This window comes from Candidatus Nitrospira salsa, from assembly GCF_965152625.1.
The window spans coordinates 364,885-381,973 of sequence record NZ_CBCUCO010000004.1 but is presented as its reverse complement, the minus strand read 5'-3'; the positions used below and the strand labels follow the sequence as shown (position 1 = coordinate 381,973).

Annotated in this window: 17 protein-coding genes and 1 pseudogene; 6 read left to right on the top strand and 12 right to left on the bottom strand. The window is 48.6% G+C overall.

What is annotated here, in order from left to right:
• Positions 1–11 precede the first annotated feature (11 nt).
• The 6 genes and pseudogenes from ACWQXP_RS15780 to ACWQXP_RS15755 all read left to right on the top strand — a co-directional run bounded on the left by ACWQXP_RS15780 (position 12) and on the right by ACWQXP_RS15755 (position 3,115).
• Entirely contained in the window at positions 12–356 is a 345-nt protein-coding gene (locus ACWQXP_RS15780; RefSeq protein WP_454063831.1) for a hypothetical protein, read from the top strand.
• Positions 357–632: 276 nt separating this feature from the next.
• The gene (locus ACWQXP_RS15775; RefSeq protein WP_454063830.1) at positions 633–1,289 is read left to right on the top strand and encodes a hypothetical protein; all 657 of its coding nucleotides are present in this window, start codon (positions 633–635) and stop codon (positions 1,287–1,289) included.
• Between the two features lie 19 nt (positions 1,290–1,308).
• Positions 1,309–1,650, top strand: a complete 342-nt coding sequence (locus ACWQXP_RS15770) for a zinc ribbon domain-containing protein (RefSeq protein WP_454063829.1) — start codon at positions 1,309–1,311, stop codon at positions 1,648–1,650.
• Between the two features lie 304 nt (positions 1,651–1,954).
• Positions 1,955–2,068: pseudogene (locus tag ACWQXP_RS15765) on the top strand (type II toxin-antitoxin system RelE/ParE family toxin); the annotation flags it as partial.
• A gap of 9 nt (positions 2,069–2,077) precedes the next feature.
• Positions 2,078–2,377: an addiction module antidote protein gene (locus ACWQXP_RS15760; protein WP_454064717.1), complete on the top strand. Its 300-nt coding sequence runs from the start codon at positions 2,078–2,080 to the stop codon at positions 2,375–2,377.
• 264 nt (positions 2,378–2,641) lie between these two features.
• Positions 2,642–3,115, top strand: a complete 474-nt coding sequence (locus ACWQXP_RS15755; RefSeq protein WP_454063828.1) for a carbohydrate-binding protein — start codon at positions 2,642–2,644, stop codon at positions 3,113–3,115.
• A 281-nt stretch (positions 3,116–3,396) separates the two neighbouring features.
• Here ACWQXP_RS15755 and ACWQXP_RS15750 read toward each other — a convergent pair whose 3' ends face one another.
• The 12 genes from ACWQXP_RS15750 to ACWQXP_RS15695 all read right to left on the bottom strand — a co-directional run bounded on the left by ACWQXP_RS15750 (position 3,397) and on the right by ACWQXP_RS15695 (position 16,992).
• Positions 3,397–3,693: a MoaD/ThiS family protein gene (locus tag ACWQXP_RS15750; protein WP_454063827.1), complete on the bottom strand. Its 297-nt coding sequence runs from the start codon at positions 3,691–3,693 to the stop codon at positions 3,397–3,399.
• Complete coding sequence (locus tag ACWQXP_RS15745) at positions 3,690–4,868, bottom strand: WD40/YVTN/BNR-like repeat-containing protein (protein ID WP_454063826.1); 1,179 nt, start codon at positions 4,866–4,868, stop codon at positions 3,690–3,692. The genes ACWQXP_RS15750 and ACWQXP_RS15745 overlap by 4 nt, the downstream gene beginning before the upstream one ends.
• Positions 4,869–4,953: 85 nt before the next feature.
• Positions 4,954–5,847, bottom strand: a complete 894-nt coding sequence (locus ACWQXP_RS15740) for an NmrA family NAD(P)-binding protein (RefSeq protein ID WP_454063825.1) — start codon at positions 5,845–5,847, stop codon at positions 4,954–4,956.
• 146 nt (positions 5,848–5,993) lie between these two features.
• Positions 5,994–6,518: a DUF1579 domain-containing protein gene (locus ACWQXP_RS15735; RefSeq protein WP_454063824.1), complete on the bottom strand. Its 525-nt coding sequence runs from the start codon at positions 6,516–6,518 to the stop codon at positions 5,994–5,996.
• Between the two features lie 375 nt (positions 6,519–6,893).
• Positions 6,894–7,334, bottom strand: a complete 441-nt coding sequence (locus ACWQXP_RS15730; RefSeq protein WP_454063823.1) for a YciI family protein — start codon at positions 7,332–7,334, stop codon at positions 6,894–6,896.
• A 152-nt stretch (positions 7,335–7,486) separates the two neighbouring features.
• Complete coding sequence (locus ACWQXP_RS15725; protein WP_454063822.1) at positions 7,487–7,843, bottom strand: YciI family protein; 357 nt, start codon at positions 7,841–7,843, stop codon at positions 7,487–7,489.
• A gap of 199 nt (positions 7,844–8,042) precedes the next feature.
• Positions 8,043–9,293 (bottom strand): RNA polymerase sigma factor, encoded by a 1,251-nt coding sequence (locus tag ACWQXP_RS15720; protein ID WP_454063821.1) that lies wholly within the window; start codon positions 9,291–9,293, stop codon positions 8,043–8,045.
• Positions 9,294–9,401: 108 nt separating this feature from the next.
• A complete protein-coding gene (locus ACWQXP_RS15715) occupies positions 9,402–9,851 on the bottom strand; it encodes an OsmC family protein (protein ID WP_454063820.1) in 450 nt (149 codons plus the stop codon).
• A gap of 421 nt (positions 9,852–10,272) precedes the next feature.
• Entirely contained in the window at positions 10,273–12,090 is a 1,818-nt protein-coding gene (locus tag ACWQXP_RS15710) for an OPT family oligopeptide transporter (RefSeq protein WP_454063819.1), read from the bottom strand.
• A 148-nt stretch (positions 12,091–12,238) separates the two neighbouring features.
• The gene (locus tag ACWQXP_RS15705) at positions 12,239–13,432 is read right to left on the bottom strand and encodes an osmoprotectant NAGGN system M42 family peptidase (RefSeq protein ID WP_454063818.1); all 1,194 of its coding nucleotides are present in this window, start codon (positions 13,430–13,432) and stop codon (positions 12,239–12,241) included.
• 35 nt (positions 13,433–13,467) lie between these two features.
• Complete coding sequence (ngg, locus tag ACWQXP_RS15700; protein WP_454063817.1) at positions 13,468–15,192, bottom strand: N-acetylglutaminylglutamine synthetase; 1,725 nt, start codon at positions 15,190–15,192, stop codon at positions 13,468–13,470.
• A gap of 27 nt (positions 15,193–15,219) precedes the next feature.
• Positions 15,220–16,992 (bottom strand): N-acetylglutaminylglutamine amidotransferase, encoded by a 1,773-nt coding sequence (locus ACWQXP_RS15695; protein WP_454063816.1) that lies wholly within the window; start codon positions 16,990–16,992, stop codon positions 15,220–15,222.
• Positions 16,993–17,089 lie beyond the last annotated feature (97 nt).

Below are 17,089 nucleotides of genomic sequence, written 5' to 3'. Positions count from 1 at the left end.
GACGATAAGAAATGCAAACGATGAATGAGGGAATGGGAATGAGCTATGTTCTTGAGCAAAAGCTTCTCTGGAACTATTATAGCGAAGCCAAACAAGTTCCAGTCGAGTCACCACCACTTATAGAATACAAGAACACACTTCGTACAGACAAAAGTGTATTGGCACGGCTAGAGATTAATGAAAAGTTAAAAAATTACAGTCAATTGAATAGGCATGTAAAAGGCGGTTTGGCCAAGACCAAAAAGGACAAAAGACCTCGCGAACGAATCATGTCCCGGATTCTCTATCCTATGACAACCAATTCACCTGGTCATTTCCAATCCGGTGAAAACGTCAACCGGTCAAAAGTAGTGTGACTTGACATTTAATCCGAATTTGCGAAGATTCTTGATAAAACGAAGGGGCAGGTGAATTGAAAGGATGAAGAGCAAGGAGAGGAAGTCAATTACACAAATTCTTGATACGAAAGTTATAAAACTAGATTTGACCTCAAAACCACCAAATCAGCTATTCCTTGAATTCAAGGAACTGATCCAGAGGTATGCTGTATTACTATTAACAAATATGGGCTAAGTCGATATATTCCGGAAGAAGTCAAACGACAGGTTCGCCAGGATTGCGGGTTTGGGTGTGTGATTTGCGGTGTAGCATTCGTACAGTATGAACACATTGACCCTCCCTTTTCCGAAGCTAAAATCCATGATCCAAGAAATATCACATTATTGTGTGGGACTTGCCACGATCGTGTAACAAGAGGTATGTGGTCGAAGAAAAGAGTACTACAAAGTCGAAAGTCTCCCATAACATTTAAAAATGGTTTTGCCAGAGATGCATTTGATTTTTGTGATCCCTTCGAGTTGTTCGTTGGGAACAGTCATTTTCAAGATGTTCGTTGTATTGTTCGTAACAGTAGTGGGGAAGAATGGTTTACCATTGAACCGCCAGAAGCATCGGAGGCTCCTCCGCGTATAAGCGCCAAATTTTATGGCCTTAGTGGAAACCTCGATCTTGAGATTATACGAAACGAATGGAGATGCTCAACAAACATTTGGGATATAAAAATACAAGGAAGTAGTATTGAGGTATACTGCAAACCTAAGCAAACCACCCTTAAACTAGAAGCCAAGCCCCCACATGGCTTAAAAATTCAATATTTGAATATGACTCTTCAAGGAACTGGCATTGTGGTCGAAAATGATGGGAGCACACGAATATTTGTAAATAGAAGCGAGCTCAAAATGAGTAGCACCCAAGTAATTAATGCAGATGCCATATTTAGGTTGCCCTAAATTTTTCTGGAATTTTTATATGCCATTGTATGAATATAGATGCATGAGATGTGGTAGGTTAAAAACGGATTTAAGAGCCATTGCACACCGTGATGATTCCTTCGTATGTGAAACATGCGGATCGGAAGCGCGGCGTATTTTTAGTGGCTTTAGCACCCACGTGAAAGCTTACTCAATTAATTCAGCACCTTCGCCGGCAACTCAGGAAAGCTTCTCAGGAAGCAAGAACACAACAATATTAAAAGATTGTAGTTTTGAAAATTGTTCAGGAGGTGTTAGCATCGGAAAGGGACAAAAAGTCGAGATGGAAGGGACAAAATTTAAAAATGTTAAAACTCCTATTGAAATCAGGGACAAATAACTTCAATCTGATAAGCCACATTCAACCGCCCATTAAAATGAAGTCCCACATTCAACCTTGAAGTGCACCACGCGCTTCGCGAAAGACTTCATAATATTAGGGTCAAGTCTAGTTTTATCGCTTTTAAAAAAGGGAAATGGCGACGGATTTATTTTTGTAGTTCTCGCTACCCCAGTCAGTGAAGATCCAGCCAATTCCCCAACAATGCGTCAAGACTCACCACATCTGTATCAGAAAGCTTCCCGACCGTTTTTATGACTAAACTCTTATACACGGTGTATACTCCACGCTTGACTGCACTGGACGGGTATATTTTACAAAACGAGGGCACAAATTAATCGTTTTGTTAGCGGGGGGCAACAAGAAATCACAGGCCACCGACATAAAGATGGCTTTACGCCTAGCGCGAAACCTGTAGGAATCGATGATGAAGAAAACGGTGACTACTCGCTACGATGTGGCTGAACACCTTCGAACCCCTGAAGAAATGGCTGTGTATTTAGAGGCTTTCTTTGAAGAGGCCAATGGTGATGCGGCATTCATTGCCAAAGCACTTGGCGATATTGCTCGCGCTAAAGGCATGACCCAAGTCGCACGTGACACAGGACTTTCTCGTGAAAGCCTGTACAAAGCACTCTCCGGGGAGCGGAGCCCTAGTTTCGATACTATTCTCAAGGTCATGGAAGCACTAGAGCTGAAATTACATGCTGAAGCAATTCAAGGCTGATTCACGGGGACATTTTTGTGTTGTCTGTAAGTATCTGGAATTAGATCAATGGCCTCAAACCCATGCTTACATCATTGATGTCCAAACGTAATAAACGTTTTAATTAGGACCCTCACAAGTTCACATCTATAATACGATCGTACAACCGCCGACAAAAGCTGAACTTGCAGCTTGAACAGAGAAGCCTCTGATCTAATGCTTAGCCCAGGACTCTCTGATGCAATTGATAGGTATTCTCTACTTTGAAATTAAGGAGACACTCCGATGCGCAAACGAATCATCAATCCAGCTCAGCAAGAAATCGCTCCAACTGACCAGGAATGGTTGAATGTGGATGGACTCGCAGAGGTGGAAATCACCTCGGAGGACGCTGCTCATCCAATTGAGTCTGCGTTACTACCAGGTCACGACTCGGGATGGCGTGCGGCAAGGTCCGGAAAGCAGACGATCCGACTGCTTTTCGCCCAACCTCAACCACTCCGTCGGATCTGGCTGCACTTCGTGGAAGTCAATACTGAACGCATGCAAGAATACGTTTTGCGGTGGTCAGGAGATGGCGGACAGTCGTTTCGGGAAATCGTGCGGCAGCAATGGAACTTCAGTCCCCAAGGCGCAAACTCCGAGACGGAAGACCATCACGTCGAGCTTCCGGGTGTCACGATACTCGAGCTGTGCATCACTCCCGACACAAGCGGAGGCAATGCGATCGCGTCTTTGGCGCAACTGCGATTAGCCTAACCCCACGCTCAACCGGACCATCCGCTGTCATTGCTGGTGAGAAGCCTCAGTCGAGTAAGGGACTCCCATAAGATTGTATCTCTAAAAACCAGAAAGACTCTTGTTTACATAAAATACGAGATACGCTTCACGCTTGCGCGCCGGGCCTACTTCGCCGAAGTGGCTACGAAAGCTGAAAGCGCTACAGTGCCCAGGCACGAGCAACGAGATGCGAGATGCGTTTTTATATCCTCGAACGGATTTGACCTCGCTGGACAGATCTCTTATGCCGTCGGACGTTCTTAGCCTCCTGCCATGGCTCCGACGATGAGGAATGGTTCTTCACCTCTGGCCACCACGTCTGGCAGTTGAATATCAGGCGATGTATGTGACCAGTCTTCCTCACAGGCAAAGAACCTCACGAACGGCCGACGCTGCTGCGTGACTTGATCACGAATGGTTCCACGTAGCATCGGATACCCCGCTTCAAGTGCATCGACGATTGAACGCGGTGTAACTGGACCATGAATCTGTAATTTTACCTCGCCGTCAATTCTCGCCAAGGTCCGGAGATGGGCAGGCAACACCACTCGAATCATGGCAAAACCTGAACCTCTACCGAGAGAACAGCCGGAAGGTCACGAACGATTGACATCCAACTGTCTCCTCCGTCTGCCGATGCATACACCTGACCACCAGTAGTCCCGAAGTACACACCACACGGATCAAGTGAATCAATAGCCATCGAGTCGCGTAAAACATTCACATAGCAATCCTGTTGCGGCAATCCCTTCGTTAACGGTTCCCACTCATTCCCCCCTGTTCGACTGCGATAGACGCGCAGTTTCCCGTCGGGGGGGTAGTGTTCAGAGTCGCTCTTGATCGGCACCACATAGATGGTCTCTGGCTCATGTGCATGCACCGCGATGGGAAATCCAAAGTCAGATGGCAAGTCTCCGCTGATTTCATGCCACGATTCGCCCGCATCGTCGCTGCGCATGACGTCCCAATGCTTTTGCATAAAGAGCACGTTCGGACGTGACGGATGAAAAGCGATGCAGTGCACGCAGTGGCCGACCTCTGCATTGGGGTCAGGAAGTTCCATCTGTGATTTCAGTCCTTGATTTATCGGTCGCCACGTCTTGCCACCGTCTTCGGTTCGAAATGCACCGGCTGCTGAAATGGCAATGAACATCCGCTCAGGATTCGTTGAATCTAAAAGGATCGTGTGGAGGCACATCCCGCCGGCACCCGGCTGCCAAAGATGACCTTTCGCACTCCGCAACGCGGGAAGCTCTTCCCAGGACTGCCCGCCGTTGTTTGATCGGAACAACGCGGCATCCTCCACCCCGGCATAGACCGTGTCCGGATCGGTCAATGACGGTTCGAGGTGCCATACTCGTTGGAATTCCCAGGGGTGCTGCGTACCGTCATACCACTGATGTGTGGTGAGAGGGGCTCCGGTTTCGGAAGAGCTGTCGTACACAAACTTATTACTCATACCGGAAGGCGGTTCATAGGAATCGGGCATCTTCTCGCCGCCAGGCGTGTCCCACGTTATACCCCCATCATCGGAACGTTGAATGATTTGCCCGAACCAGCTACTGGATTGTGAGGCATACAGTCGATTCGGATCGGCCGGCGACCCTTTAATATGGTACAGCTCCCATCCACCAAAATGGGGACCATAAACATTCCACTCTTGACGCTTACCATCCGATGTCAAGATAAACCCACCTTTGCGTGTTCCTACCAGTACTCGTACACGACTCATGGCTTACTGCTCCTTTCTGAAATTCGTGGCAAAAGGCAATATCATTGCTTCACCTCCTTGTCGAATGAGTCGGCTCGGAGGTACTTCAGTGGTTGCTTAGCTGGAAAGCGTTAGCGAGTTCATCTACAAAGTCCTCGAACTCCGTAAAGGTGGTGTTTTCAGAATTTCGGCCTTCGCTTGATTTAATATTTCCGTTATTGAAGCTACGAGTCATTTCAACATAGAGATGAGCAAAACTCTCAGAAAAACCTGCCTCTATCATCGCACGAGCCATATCAGTATCGGAGAACTGGACGTATGTAAGGCTTGGCTTGCCGATGCGTTTTCCGAGGATGCGAGTGGCCTCTGTATACGTCAGGTCACGCGGACCCAGCAGCTCACGCACGACAACGCCCTTCCAGTCGCGGTTTTTGAGCGCCTCCATTGCAACATTGGCAATATCCTGAGTTGCAATCATTGGTATGGCTCGATCAGAGGCAATGGAATCTCCAATAATGCCTTGATGTTTAATGAGCTCGAATGTGTCGTAGAAATTTTCAAAGAAGGACGCTGGTCGAAGAAGGAGCACGTGTCTATTCGCAAGCCGCCTAAAGCGTTCTTCCTGTGCGTACAGACCTTCAATCAGACCTGTCCCTTCGCTCAGATCGGCACCAAGACTGCTCAAAAAGACAATGTATTTGACACCGCTTTCGTGAATAGCTTTCACAATCGCTTCGCCCTCCTGCTTTTGCCTGGCCTGGTAATCTGGCGCTCGCCGATCAGTCGGAAGTAGCGTATAGACGGCGTCCGCACCGCAAAAAGCCTTTGCTAGGATGTTGGAGTCGGTCGTATCACCGAGGAGCACGTCGGCTCCCAATTTCTTTATTATTTCGAGTTTACTCTCCGAACGGCCCAGAGCGAGAACGTTCTCGCCTGTCTTGAGCAGTGCTTCAGTAATTTTCCTTCCCGTGTGCCCGGTCGCTCCCATCACCGTGATCATATTGTTTTCCTTACTATTCAACCTCTTAGCAGAGTGGTATGACAGGCCAAATGCTACTAGGCTCGACGCTGAATTGTTCGAAGTCATTACACATCTATGCTGGTCGTCCAATTCCAGTAATGACTTCCGTGAAAATCTGTTTCGCACTACTTCCTGGTATATGTAATCTCCATCACTTTCATTTCCTCGCCCCCGTGGTGAGTTCCATACATATCAAACGTCTGAGTGTTGTCGTCGACAATTGTCCAAATCGCACGATGTGACATCTGTCCTCCACCTGGTTCGGGGTGCTGCCCTTTCAGCATAATGGTCTTACCATCGTCGCTTGCCGTGCCTTCCATCATGAAAATACCCGTGCCCATGGTATCAAGCCATACTGTGACGTATTTTTTTTGAATATTGTCATAGGCATTAATGCCAATCCCAGAGTAGGGTTGCCCCATCATCTCGCCGGTGAATTCCTGCTGGAGAAAACGTCCGTCCAACAACATTTTCATTTCCGCGGTACCCTTGGATTCCATCGGAGGTTTACCGGGTTCCATCCATGACTTGGTTTTGGTCGTCCAACTTCCCTCTAAGCTGGCAAACAATTTGTGTGGCTCACCCGGCTCGGCCAATTTCTTGTACATTTCCATCATAGCCTTCGGGTCCATCTGTTGTTCTTGATTCATATCTTTTGCTATCACGAATGAGGTAGACGTAATGAAGAAAAAACAAATACATGTCATGAGTGTGTAACGCATTTCGGCCTCCTTATAATTAGGGGATAAATTCATTGAATTGCTCTTCCGGTCTTTATAAAAGAATGATGATGTCAGAATAAATTTGCGACCTCTGCGGCGCCGGCGCAAATTAAGTGTGGAGTTAGGCTATGCATCCCATCTGGAATAGGCTTGGCGTGTGTCATCGTCATGTCTCCTTTTTGGTTAGAGGTTGAGAGTCTCACTTCGAAATACTATCAATTTTGGAATGAACGCGATTGCCCCAATCATCAAACTCAATTACTGTTTCCAAAAATTGCGATAACCACTGAGGTCACGCCGCAATTATGTCTTCGCCTGCTTCAAGAGCTGTTCGGATTGAGCACGCACGCGTTCTTCTTGCTCCCTGAGCTCTGGTGTGAATTCGGCACCGAAATCATCGGCTTCGAAGATCTGACGGATTTCGATTTCGGACTCACCGGCATGAGGATTGGGACACCGTTTGACCCAATCAATTGCCTCTACCTTTGATTTCACCTGCCAAATCCAGAATCCGGCAATCAACTCCTTCGTTTCAGCAAAGGGGCCGTCGATAACCATACGCTTGTCACCTGAGAACTTCACCCGCGCGCCTGTCGCACTCGACTGGAGCCCTTCTCCCGCCAACATCACACCAGCCTTCACCAGCTCTTCGTTGAACGTGCCCATTTCAGTGAGTAGCTGCTTACTTGGCATCACGCCGGCCTCCGAATCCTTGGTAGCCTTAACTATAATCATGAATCGCATCGCCTTCTCTCCTTTTTCGATTAACGGTTTGCGCCATGGGTTCAAGTCGTTTCAACTGTATTCTCTTAACGAGTCGAGGTCCATGAAATCGACACCAATGTTCTCAACGACAAAGTTCCTGGTGCAAACCGACTTTGACGATTCGACCAGTGCTACTCTGTTGGAAGACCTGGAATCTCGATAACTGGTCGAACTTCTACCGTCCCTTTACGGGCCATGGGAATTTTTTCAGCAATAGCCATCGCTTCATCAAGATTCCCAACTTCAACGAGAAAGTAGCCACCCAACTGTTCACGCGTCTCCGCAAACGGGCCATCCGTCACCAACCGTTTGCCGTTGCGAACCTGTATGCTGGTGGCCATAGTGGTGGGATGTAACGGATTAGCAGCTAAATACTGTCCGGCAGATTTAAGTTGATGTGCGAGTTGAGTGGATTCGACATAACAGTCTTGCCGTTCAGTCTCATTCAAGGATTGCTCGTCTCCATAAATCAGCAACATGTATTTCATAGTTCGGAACCTCCTAATGTGGTTAGGAAATTATTATTTATCAGATAGTCGTTGGGGAAAGATAAATTCGACATCAGATCACCAGGCTTATGGGTCAGAAACTGTGGTGTGTCACCGCCAACCGTTACTTTGTACAGTTTGGCCAAGTAAAACGAATTTTTTATTTATTAATTCAACGGCTTACATACGAAATACCCTATCAGCTCAACTCGGCCAATCGTTGCTGGAGAAACCGTTGCTCCGGCTCCTGGTGGGTCAAGATAAGCGCTCGTTCATAGGAAGTACGGGCCTCCGCAGTTTGACCCAGTCGCCGGCAGAGATCCGCTCGAGCCGCATGTGCCAGGTAATAATTCAGTAGATCACCCCGGGCAAGTATGGCATCAATAAGGGTCAGTCCTGCTGAATAACCGTCCCGCATGGCCACTGCAACAGCGCGGTTCAGTTCGATCACGGGCGACTGTTCGGCCTGAAACAGCAGGTCGTAGAGTTTGATGATTTGCGTCCAATCCGTCTCAACAGAGGTGATCGCTTGAGCATGCACGGCCGCAATAGCTGCTTGGAGAGTATACGAACCGACCAATCCCTTTGACATCGCTCGCTGCACTAAAGAGAGTCCTTCTGTGATTTGTTCACGATCCCACAATGAACGATCCTGCTGTTCCAGTAGAACAAGTTCGCCTGTTGGTGAGGTCCGCGCCCTGCGCCGGGAATCGTGTAAGAGCATCAGCGCTAACAGCCCCATCGCTTCAGGTTCAGGGAGCAATTCAATCAACAACCGTCCCAAGCGGATCGCTTCACTTGAACAATCATGCCGCGTGAGCGATTCACCCGATGATGCAGAATACCCTTCATTGAACACCAAATAGATGACTCGAAGCACCGCATCAAGTCGGTCGGGCAGCTCTTTCGCTGATGGAACTTCATAGGGAATGCGCGCATTGCGAATCTTCGCCTTGGCACGAACGATTCGCTGGGCGACAGTGGAGGGTTTTGTGAGGAACGCGGACGCGATTTCTTCAGTCGTGAGGCCGCAAACTTCGCGTAGCGTCATCGCTATTTGTGCGTCTGGCGATAGGGCAGGGTGACAGCAGGTGAAGACCAATCGTAACCTATCGTCCTCCACACTCTCATCTTCACACACTTCGACATTACTCGCGTTATCTTCCAATTGCCTGGTAAGTTCAGTCAGCGAGGCATCGAACCGAGCACGCCGTCGCATGGCATCAATGGCCTTAAAACGGCCTGTCGATACGAGCCATGCTCTCGGATTGGCCGGCACACCGTCGCGAGCCCATTGATTGACAGCCACGGCAAAGGCTTCGTGAAGGGCTTCTTCGGCAGTGTCAAAATCTCCAAGTAGGCGGATCAATGTCGCAAGCACCTGGCGCGAGTCGGAGCGGTAGATCGTTTCCACCGCGTCGCTTACCTGTTTGCTTGCGCCCTCGCCCATTCTCGAAAGAGCCTCACATTGAGAGGTCTGGAGACTTCACGATGACCACGACCGTGGATCGACAACGAATATCGTCTCTGCTAGGGACTAAAAGAGGAACCAGATCCATTACTCTGCTTCAACCGTAACCTCTGTCGTCACCGAATTGGCAATAAAACATTCGCGATGTGCTCCTTCATGCAGTGCAGCAATTTGCTCCGGAGTTGGAAGGTTGGGCCCACCGAACTTGACCCGAGGACGTAAGGTGACACGTGTGATGGCGAGCTTTTTGTTTTGGTTCTTTTCCAAAAATCCAACGGCATGATCACTGTAACGATCCACGACGAATCGTTTCTTGGCGGCAAATGCCAAAAACGTCAGCATCTGACAACTCGACAAGGCTGCGACAAAAGCTTCCTCAGGATTCACGAGCGCGGGATTTCCATGATAGGCAGGAGCCGCTGAGGCATGAACTTGAACACCACCTTCGAATACCAACACATGATCGCGATTATAAGACTCGTACGAAAAGTTTTCTGATTCTCTCTTCCACTCTAGCGTGATCGTATGATCAGACATGGGTTAACCCTTTCGAGAAAGTTACAAATTACTCAAGGAAATGAACTGACTTGTGTACAGAGGAATCGAGAACGCATTCAGATACCAATTCGTGAATACTTCCATTTCAGCATCTCATTTTCAACAGAATTTTGACGTCACCCCGCTTGCACTGTCAATCGCTTTAGGATCGTGTCGAGCTCTCGTGTGTCTGGCAAAATGACACGAAACGCGTTTTCGAGCGTTTCCTGCACTTGGGCAACGCTCGTGAAAACGCGCGCCGTTCCGTGCTGGCGTTCAGGTGATGGACGGTCAATTGGTTATTGAGGAGCAAATGGACGCTGCTTGGCGGGTTATCCAATCCACGCAGCGATCATGTTCGTCGCGCTGGTGACGACAAATGACATAAATACTTCGTAATCAATCTCGGCGAACTTCAGCATTAAAATAGTATTGTCAGAAGTATACTTGTCACACCTGCCAGACTTTCACCTGCAACAAGCCCTGCAGCCAATGCCATGAGAAATCGTTCTGTCCAGGTTTTGGCAAATTTCATGAGCAATACGCCAAGCAATGCTCCCAGAAACAGTGACAGCGAATTCCAGGCAGGAATCACAAACGCCAAGCCCATGGTTGAAGCACTCGGAATCCATCGGCTCACGCGTGAGGAGACGCCTTGAGCGAGAAGTACCATCCCGATCCCCACAAACCCGGCAATCGTCATCGCCGCAACACTTCCCGGTGGAATCGCGTCAAGTCCGTCTTGAAACACTTCTGCTACAGCTTTCCAGGTTGCCACAGCTGGGGCTGGCCATTCACTCGTTAACAGCATGGTTTGAGGATCAGGAATTAATATCAGATAGACTGCGCTCCCGACTAACGACCCAGTTAGCACACCGAAGATTTGCGCAAAAGCTTGAAAACGGGGAGAGGCTCCAATCAGTAATCCTGTTTTGAGATCATGAAGTAAATCTGCACATTGTCCAGCGGCCCCTCCTGTCACATTTGCCGCCATCAAATTGCTTGTGACGTTTCCAGGATTGAGTAGCCCAAATGTGAGTTGTGTGACTTTTCCCATGGCTCCGATTGGCGTAATTCCGGTTTCTCCTGAGACTCGTCCTGCGACAATGGCCAACACAAAGGTAAGTAGGACAGCCAGAACTGCGACAAACCAGGGAATATGAAAAAACGACACCTGAGTCAAAACGGCAAACATCAATGAGACACTAAGACCGATTGTAAACCATCGACGTGGAATATCTTGCGAATCTCTTGATATTTCAAAACTTGTCGTCGTGGTTTCAGAACCTATGGCCCTGCTCCTAATCGCTCGCCAAGAACAGATAAACGAGGTCAGCGATGCTGTGACCATCATGGTCACCCCCGGCCAGAGCAACCACTCGACCATCGGACCGAACCAATGATCTGCTGAGTTAAGGTGTTCCGTTGGTATCCAGCCTTGGATCAATACCCATGGTCCAATAATTCCCCATGCGAGAATAGCACCAATCAGTAAAGAGGTACCGGCGCGGATACCGATGATGGCCCCAAAGCCAATCATCAACAATGAGGGATCAAGCACAAAGCCAAGATTGGAAAGCGACACCGTGGGGAACCCTGCATTTTTGAGCATTCCCTTGAGTGGTATGGTCAATCCAAGGGTCGACTTGGGAATGGTCACAATTACTTCGTTGATGAATTTCAACAGCCCGGCGATCCCCGCAGCCGTCAGAAGGACCTTGACGCGAGCTAACGCTTCACCGCCTTTTCCATAAATTTCTTTGACGGTTTCCGCTGTCGCGATTCCCGCAGGAAAGGGTAATCGATCACGAAGCAACATTTGCTGCCTGAACCCAACCGCAACCACGATGCCGATAAGACTGACGGAAAATACCCACACACTCAAAATGGACCAGGGCAACTGCTCTCCAGTCAATATGGCTAAGGCGGGAATGGGTGCGACCAATCCTGACGAAATAATAGAAGCGGCTGAAGATGCTGTTGTTTGATTGATATTATTTTCGAGAAGCCCCCAAGGTTTGGTCCCCGTGGTCGTTTCGAATGTTTTCCAAAAAGCGAAACTCAGGAGAGCTGCGGTAATGGACATATTAAACGTCCAGCCGATTTTCAACCCGCTATAAATATTACACGGAGTCAGAAGTGCTCCTAACAGTACTCCCGTCGCAATAGCACGAAGCGTCAACTGTGGATTGGTGGTATCAGGAATGGGAAAAACCGGAATGGGTGAAGAAGAGGGCATCAAGCCATACTAAAGAAAGAAGGGGAGAGTTCGTCGTGACCTTATTTATAGTGCATGGACATCGGAACTTCGTATTTTCAAACTGTGAACAGGAGATCTCGATGATCCAGCGAAGGTTCTCCTTTCCTATACTGCACTACACACAGGATCATGAGCGCCTTGAGGCTGCATCTTTTTCAGGAATGGAAAAAGAAGAGTCTTCGATCGGTAGCTGTTTGGGGAAATCACTGGCTGTCCCTAACGTGTCGCGATCTCTCCAAAATACCGGTTCACTCCGCATATAGATAGCGAGTAATTTGGCAATGGCATTCAGAGAACTCAGATGTGTCCGTTCATATCCATGGGAAGAATCCACCCCGAACGTGATCAGTGCCGTTCGAATATCGTTCCCCGCTTCTACTGCGGAAGCGCTGTCACTTCGGTAATCGCAAAAAATATCTCGTTGGAAGGGAATAGCATAATCCGTACAAAGCGCGATCAGACGACGAACCAAATGATAATCAAAAGGCCCGGCTGAATCGGCCATGGCAATAGTCACCCCAAATTCGCTTGACGCTTGAAACGGGGCAGGCGTCCCGTTATCAATCGTCACCATTTCTGCGACATCGCCATGCAGGACGGCCGATGCCCCTGATCCCACTTCTTCGGAAATCGTAAACAGCAAATGACAATCCACAGGCGGTGCCACCCCCGCATCAACCATGGCTTTGGCTGCAGCCAGGATTGTCGCGACTCCCGCTTTATCATCCAAATGTCGCGAGTTAATAAACCCATTGGGGCCCATTTCCGTTGACGGATCAATCGCAATAAAATCTCCAATATTGATCCCGAGTTTCTTGAGATCATGTTCGGTTGAGAGCGGCTCAACAAACTCATTGCCATTCGAAACCGCTTCATCGAGGCGAACTTCGACATTTTTCCACGACACAGGCTGCGTATCGATTTCATCACCATACGTATGTCCCGACGCCTTCAACGGCAAAATTGTCCCGCGATACATACCGGTTTCAGTAAAAAGCGTCACACGACACCCTTCAGCAAATCGGCTGGACCAGCTTCCAATCGGCACAATCGCTAACCGACCGTTACTCTTCAGCCATTTGACCATGGCGCCTAATGTATCCAAATGCGCCACGATCGCTCGATCTGGCGTACGAACCTTTCCCTCCATCGTCGCACGAATGGCTCCGCGCCGTGTAAGCTCAAAGGGAATCCCTAATTGTTTGAGTTCATCCGATACCGTGTGAACAATTTGATCGGTATACCCTGTCGGACTCGGAGTGGCTAACAAACTTTGAAGCATATGCGTGAGATAGTTCGTATCAATCTTGAGTTCGCTCATAGCATCCCTTGTGATCACTGATGGCTGTGTGACGTTTATCGATGTTTCGTTTGGGGGAACAACAAGTCGATAAATCGTTGAGCCGTCGGTTGTGGTTCATGATTAGCCAGTCCGGGCCGCTCGTTGGCTTCGATGATGACATAATCGGGTTTGGAAATATTGGGAACAATAAAATCAAATCCAACAACAGGAATAGAGAGAGCTTTGGCGCCAATGACGGCGGCCGCAGCTAAATCAGGATGAATTTTTTCCGTCACATCATGAATCGTCCCCCCGGTGTGAAGGTTTGCTGTTTTTCTCACAGCCATGGCCTTGCCTTTGGGCAAGACGTCAGCGAGCCGATAGCCGCTTTCCTTCACACAGCGTTTGGTTTCGCGGTCCAGAGGAATTCGACTTTCTCCACCCGTCAATCGTTCCCGTCGCTGACTTTGTCGCTCAATCAACTGTGCAACCGTATGCTTTCCCGTTCCGGTAATTCTTGGCGGACGTCGAATTGCTGCAGCCACGACCTGATAGTTAATTAACACAATACGCAAGTCCTCGCCTTTCACATATTGCTCTAAGATCACGTCATCGCCAAACGTTCCAGCATGGGAGATGGCTGTGTCCATTTCCTTTTTCTTACTCACATCGACACTCACACCGTTCCCTTGTTCGCCCATCAGCGGTTTCACCACAATGGATTGGTACTGTCGAAGAAACTCATGATTTTTTTTTCGTCCATCAGCCATCATTTGTGCAGGAACGGATAACCCGGCGTCTTTTAATAATCGCAACGTGAGGGTCTTGTCCGCACACCGGCTCATGGCAATCGCTGAGGTTAATTCGGATAGCGACTCCCGACAGGTGACAGAGCGACCGCCAAATGTCAATTTAAAATACCCGGCCTCGACATCAAGCACCGCCACATCAATACCTCGGCGTCTTGCCTCATTGACAATTATCACAGCATAGGGATTCAGTCGTCGATCAGGGGAAGGCCCAGAAAACAACTTTTCATTAATTCGATTTCGTGTTTTGACGGCAAAAGCAGGAATTCGATGAAATCCAAGTTTCCGATACAGGGCAATGGCTTCATGATTATCATGCATGACTGAGAGATCCAGATACTGACAGCCACGAGCTTTCATCCGTTCAGCCACCTGCCGAATCAACGCCTCTCCCACTCCTGGATGATGCGTTTGCGGATCAACTGCCAGAGCCCACGTACTACTGCCTTTTTCCGGATCATCAAAAATTGCACAATGATTGACGCCCATAATCACGCCGATGACTTCATTCGTTTTCTGGTCTTTGGCAACGAGATACCAGATCTTTCGAGAGCGACGATGTTTCATGAGAAAGTCGTACTCGACACCAACCATGTTTCGTGCCGCATAGATTCTATTTAGCGAATCAACATCTGCTTGAGAGCGGACCGGGTTGATGACGAATCCTTGCTTCTGATTTGAAAGGGATTGATAGTCGGCTAACCAGAGACGAAACGTATGGGAAGGATCGAGGAACAGTTTGTGGGGACGAAGGGCTAAGACCACATGCGGGTCTCGTAAATAAAAGGCAATGTCTCGCCGTCCAGCACGCTCTTTTAAGAGCGTGGCCGCGACCTCTTCAGGCTCGACAAAGGTATGGGCAAAAATCAACCGACCCCAGCCGCAGTCCAAGACGACTTTCGGCTTAACTCGACGGCCTTGATAGGTCGCCGGACCGACTTCCCAGCTTTTAACAGTCGGCCCAATTGGTCGTTGACGAGGACGAGGCATAACAACTCTTTAAGAATATTGACGCATTTAGATCTGATGAGTCTGCAACCACAATTCTAATAACCCGAGCTGCCAAAGTTTTGACCCACGTAATGGCGTGATATGATCATCAGGTTGTTGGAATAACTCATCAACATAGGCTTGCTGGAATAATCCACGTTGTTGACTCACGTTCGACGAGAGTGCGTCTTGCACCATCTCTAAATACGGTCCTCGTAAGTACTTTAAAGCAGGAACCGGGAAATACCCTTTCGGACGATCAATGACCTCAGACGGAACGACCCGACGAGCAACCTCCTTGAGAACACCCTTTCCCCCTTGCGCGATCTTCATTTCTCCTGGGATCCTCGCGGCCAATTCTACAACTTCATGATCTAAAAAGGGGACTCGCGCTTCCAAGCTCCACGCCATCGTCATATTGTCCACACGTTTGACTGGATCATCCACCAACATTATCGTGGTATCAAGCCGTAACGCTTGATCAATGGCTCTCTGAGCCCCTGGTTGTGAAAAATGTTGTTCCACAAACCGCTGACTATGATCCTCTTGATGGAATCGTGTATGCACCACTCGACAGAATTCCTCGTGTTCACGGTCAAAAAAGCCTTTCCGATAGTCCGCGACTGGGTTTTGACTCTTCAACATTGGCGGATACCAGTGATAGCCACCAAAAATTTCGTCGGCGCCCTGACCGCTTTGGACCACCGTCACATGTTTCGACACTTCCTTGGAAAGTAAATAAAACCCGATGGCGTCATGACTCACCATGGGTTCGGACATGGCATGGATGCAATTCAAAAGGTTAGGTAAGACTTCGCATGAATCAACAGGAAGCTTGTGATGATGAGTTGAAAATTCTTTCGCAATAATATCAGAATAGAAAAACTCATCGCCCTTTTCTTCTGCGACAGTTTCAAATCCAATAGAAAACGTATTTAACCCCGTCGCACCTTCAGCAGCCAAAAGCCCTACAATGAGGCTTGAATCTAATCCTCCCGATAACAGAACTCCAACAGAGACATCAGCAACAAGCCGGCGGCGGACCGCCGCTTGCAGACCATCGTATAAACGATCTTCCCAGTCTTTTTCGTTCAGGGTTTTTTCATCTGCTCGAGGATCGAACGAGAGTTGCCAATAGCGCTGATGTCGCCGCTCTCCCGTTGGCTCAATCATCATCATGGTGCCAGGCTCTAATTTCCTGACGCCTTTGAGTAACGTATAGGGAGCGGGCACGACCGCATGAAACATTAAATAATGATGGAGGGCAACAGGATCAATCTCTGTGGAGACGCCGCCGCCGGCTAAGAGAGCGGGCAGGGTGGACGCGAAGCGAAACTGCGTCGACGATTCGGTGTAGTAGAGGGGTTTAATTCCGAGACGATCTCTCGCCACAAGCACTCGTTCTGAATCCCTCTCCCACATGGCAAACGCGAACATGCCGTTTAACCGATGAATAAAGTCTTCACCCCACGCATGATAAGCCTTGAGAATCGTTTCGGTATCACCGTGAGAAAAAAACCTATAGCCCTTTTGCTCTAACTCTTTTCTCAATTCCTTATAGTTGTAAATCGCCCCATTAAACACAATGCCAAGGCCCAACTGAGAATCAATCATAGGCTGCTGTGACGACTGAGTGAGATCAATAACCTTCAGACGTCGATGTCCAAACCCTAATCGCCCTTGAGTATAGATTCCGGCTCCGTCAGGTCCACGATCGATCATCGTGGCACTCATGGCCTTCAACGAATCGGGATCGACAGGATTATCGGAAAAATTTATTTGCCCGAGAATGCCGCACATCGGTTATTGACTCCTTCGTTCCTGAGTATGGATTTTAGCAACTGAGGCTATATCCTTATGTTCTCAATACGAAATCTATCTATCTTGACTCATCCAT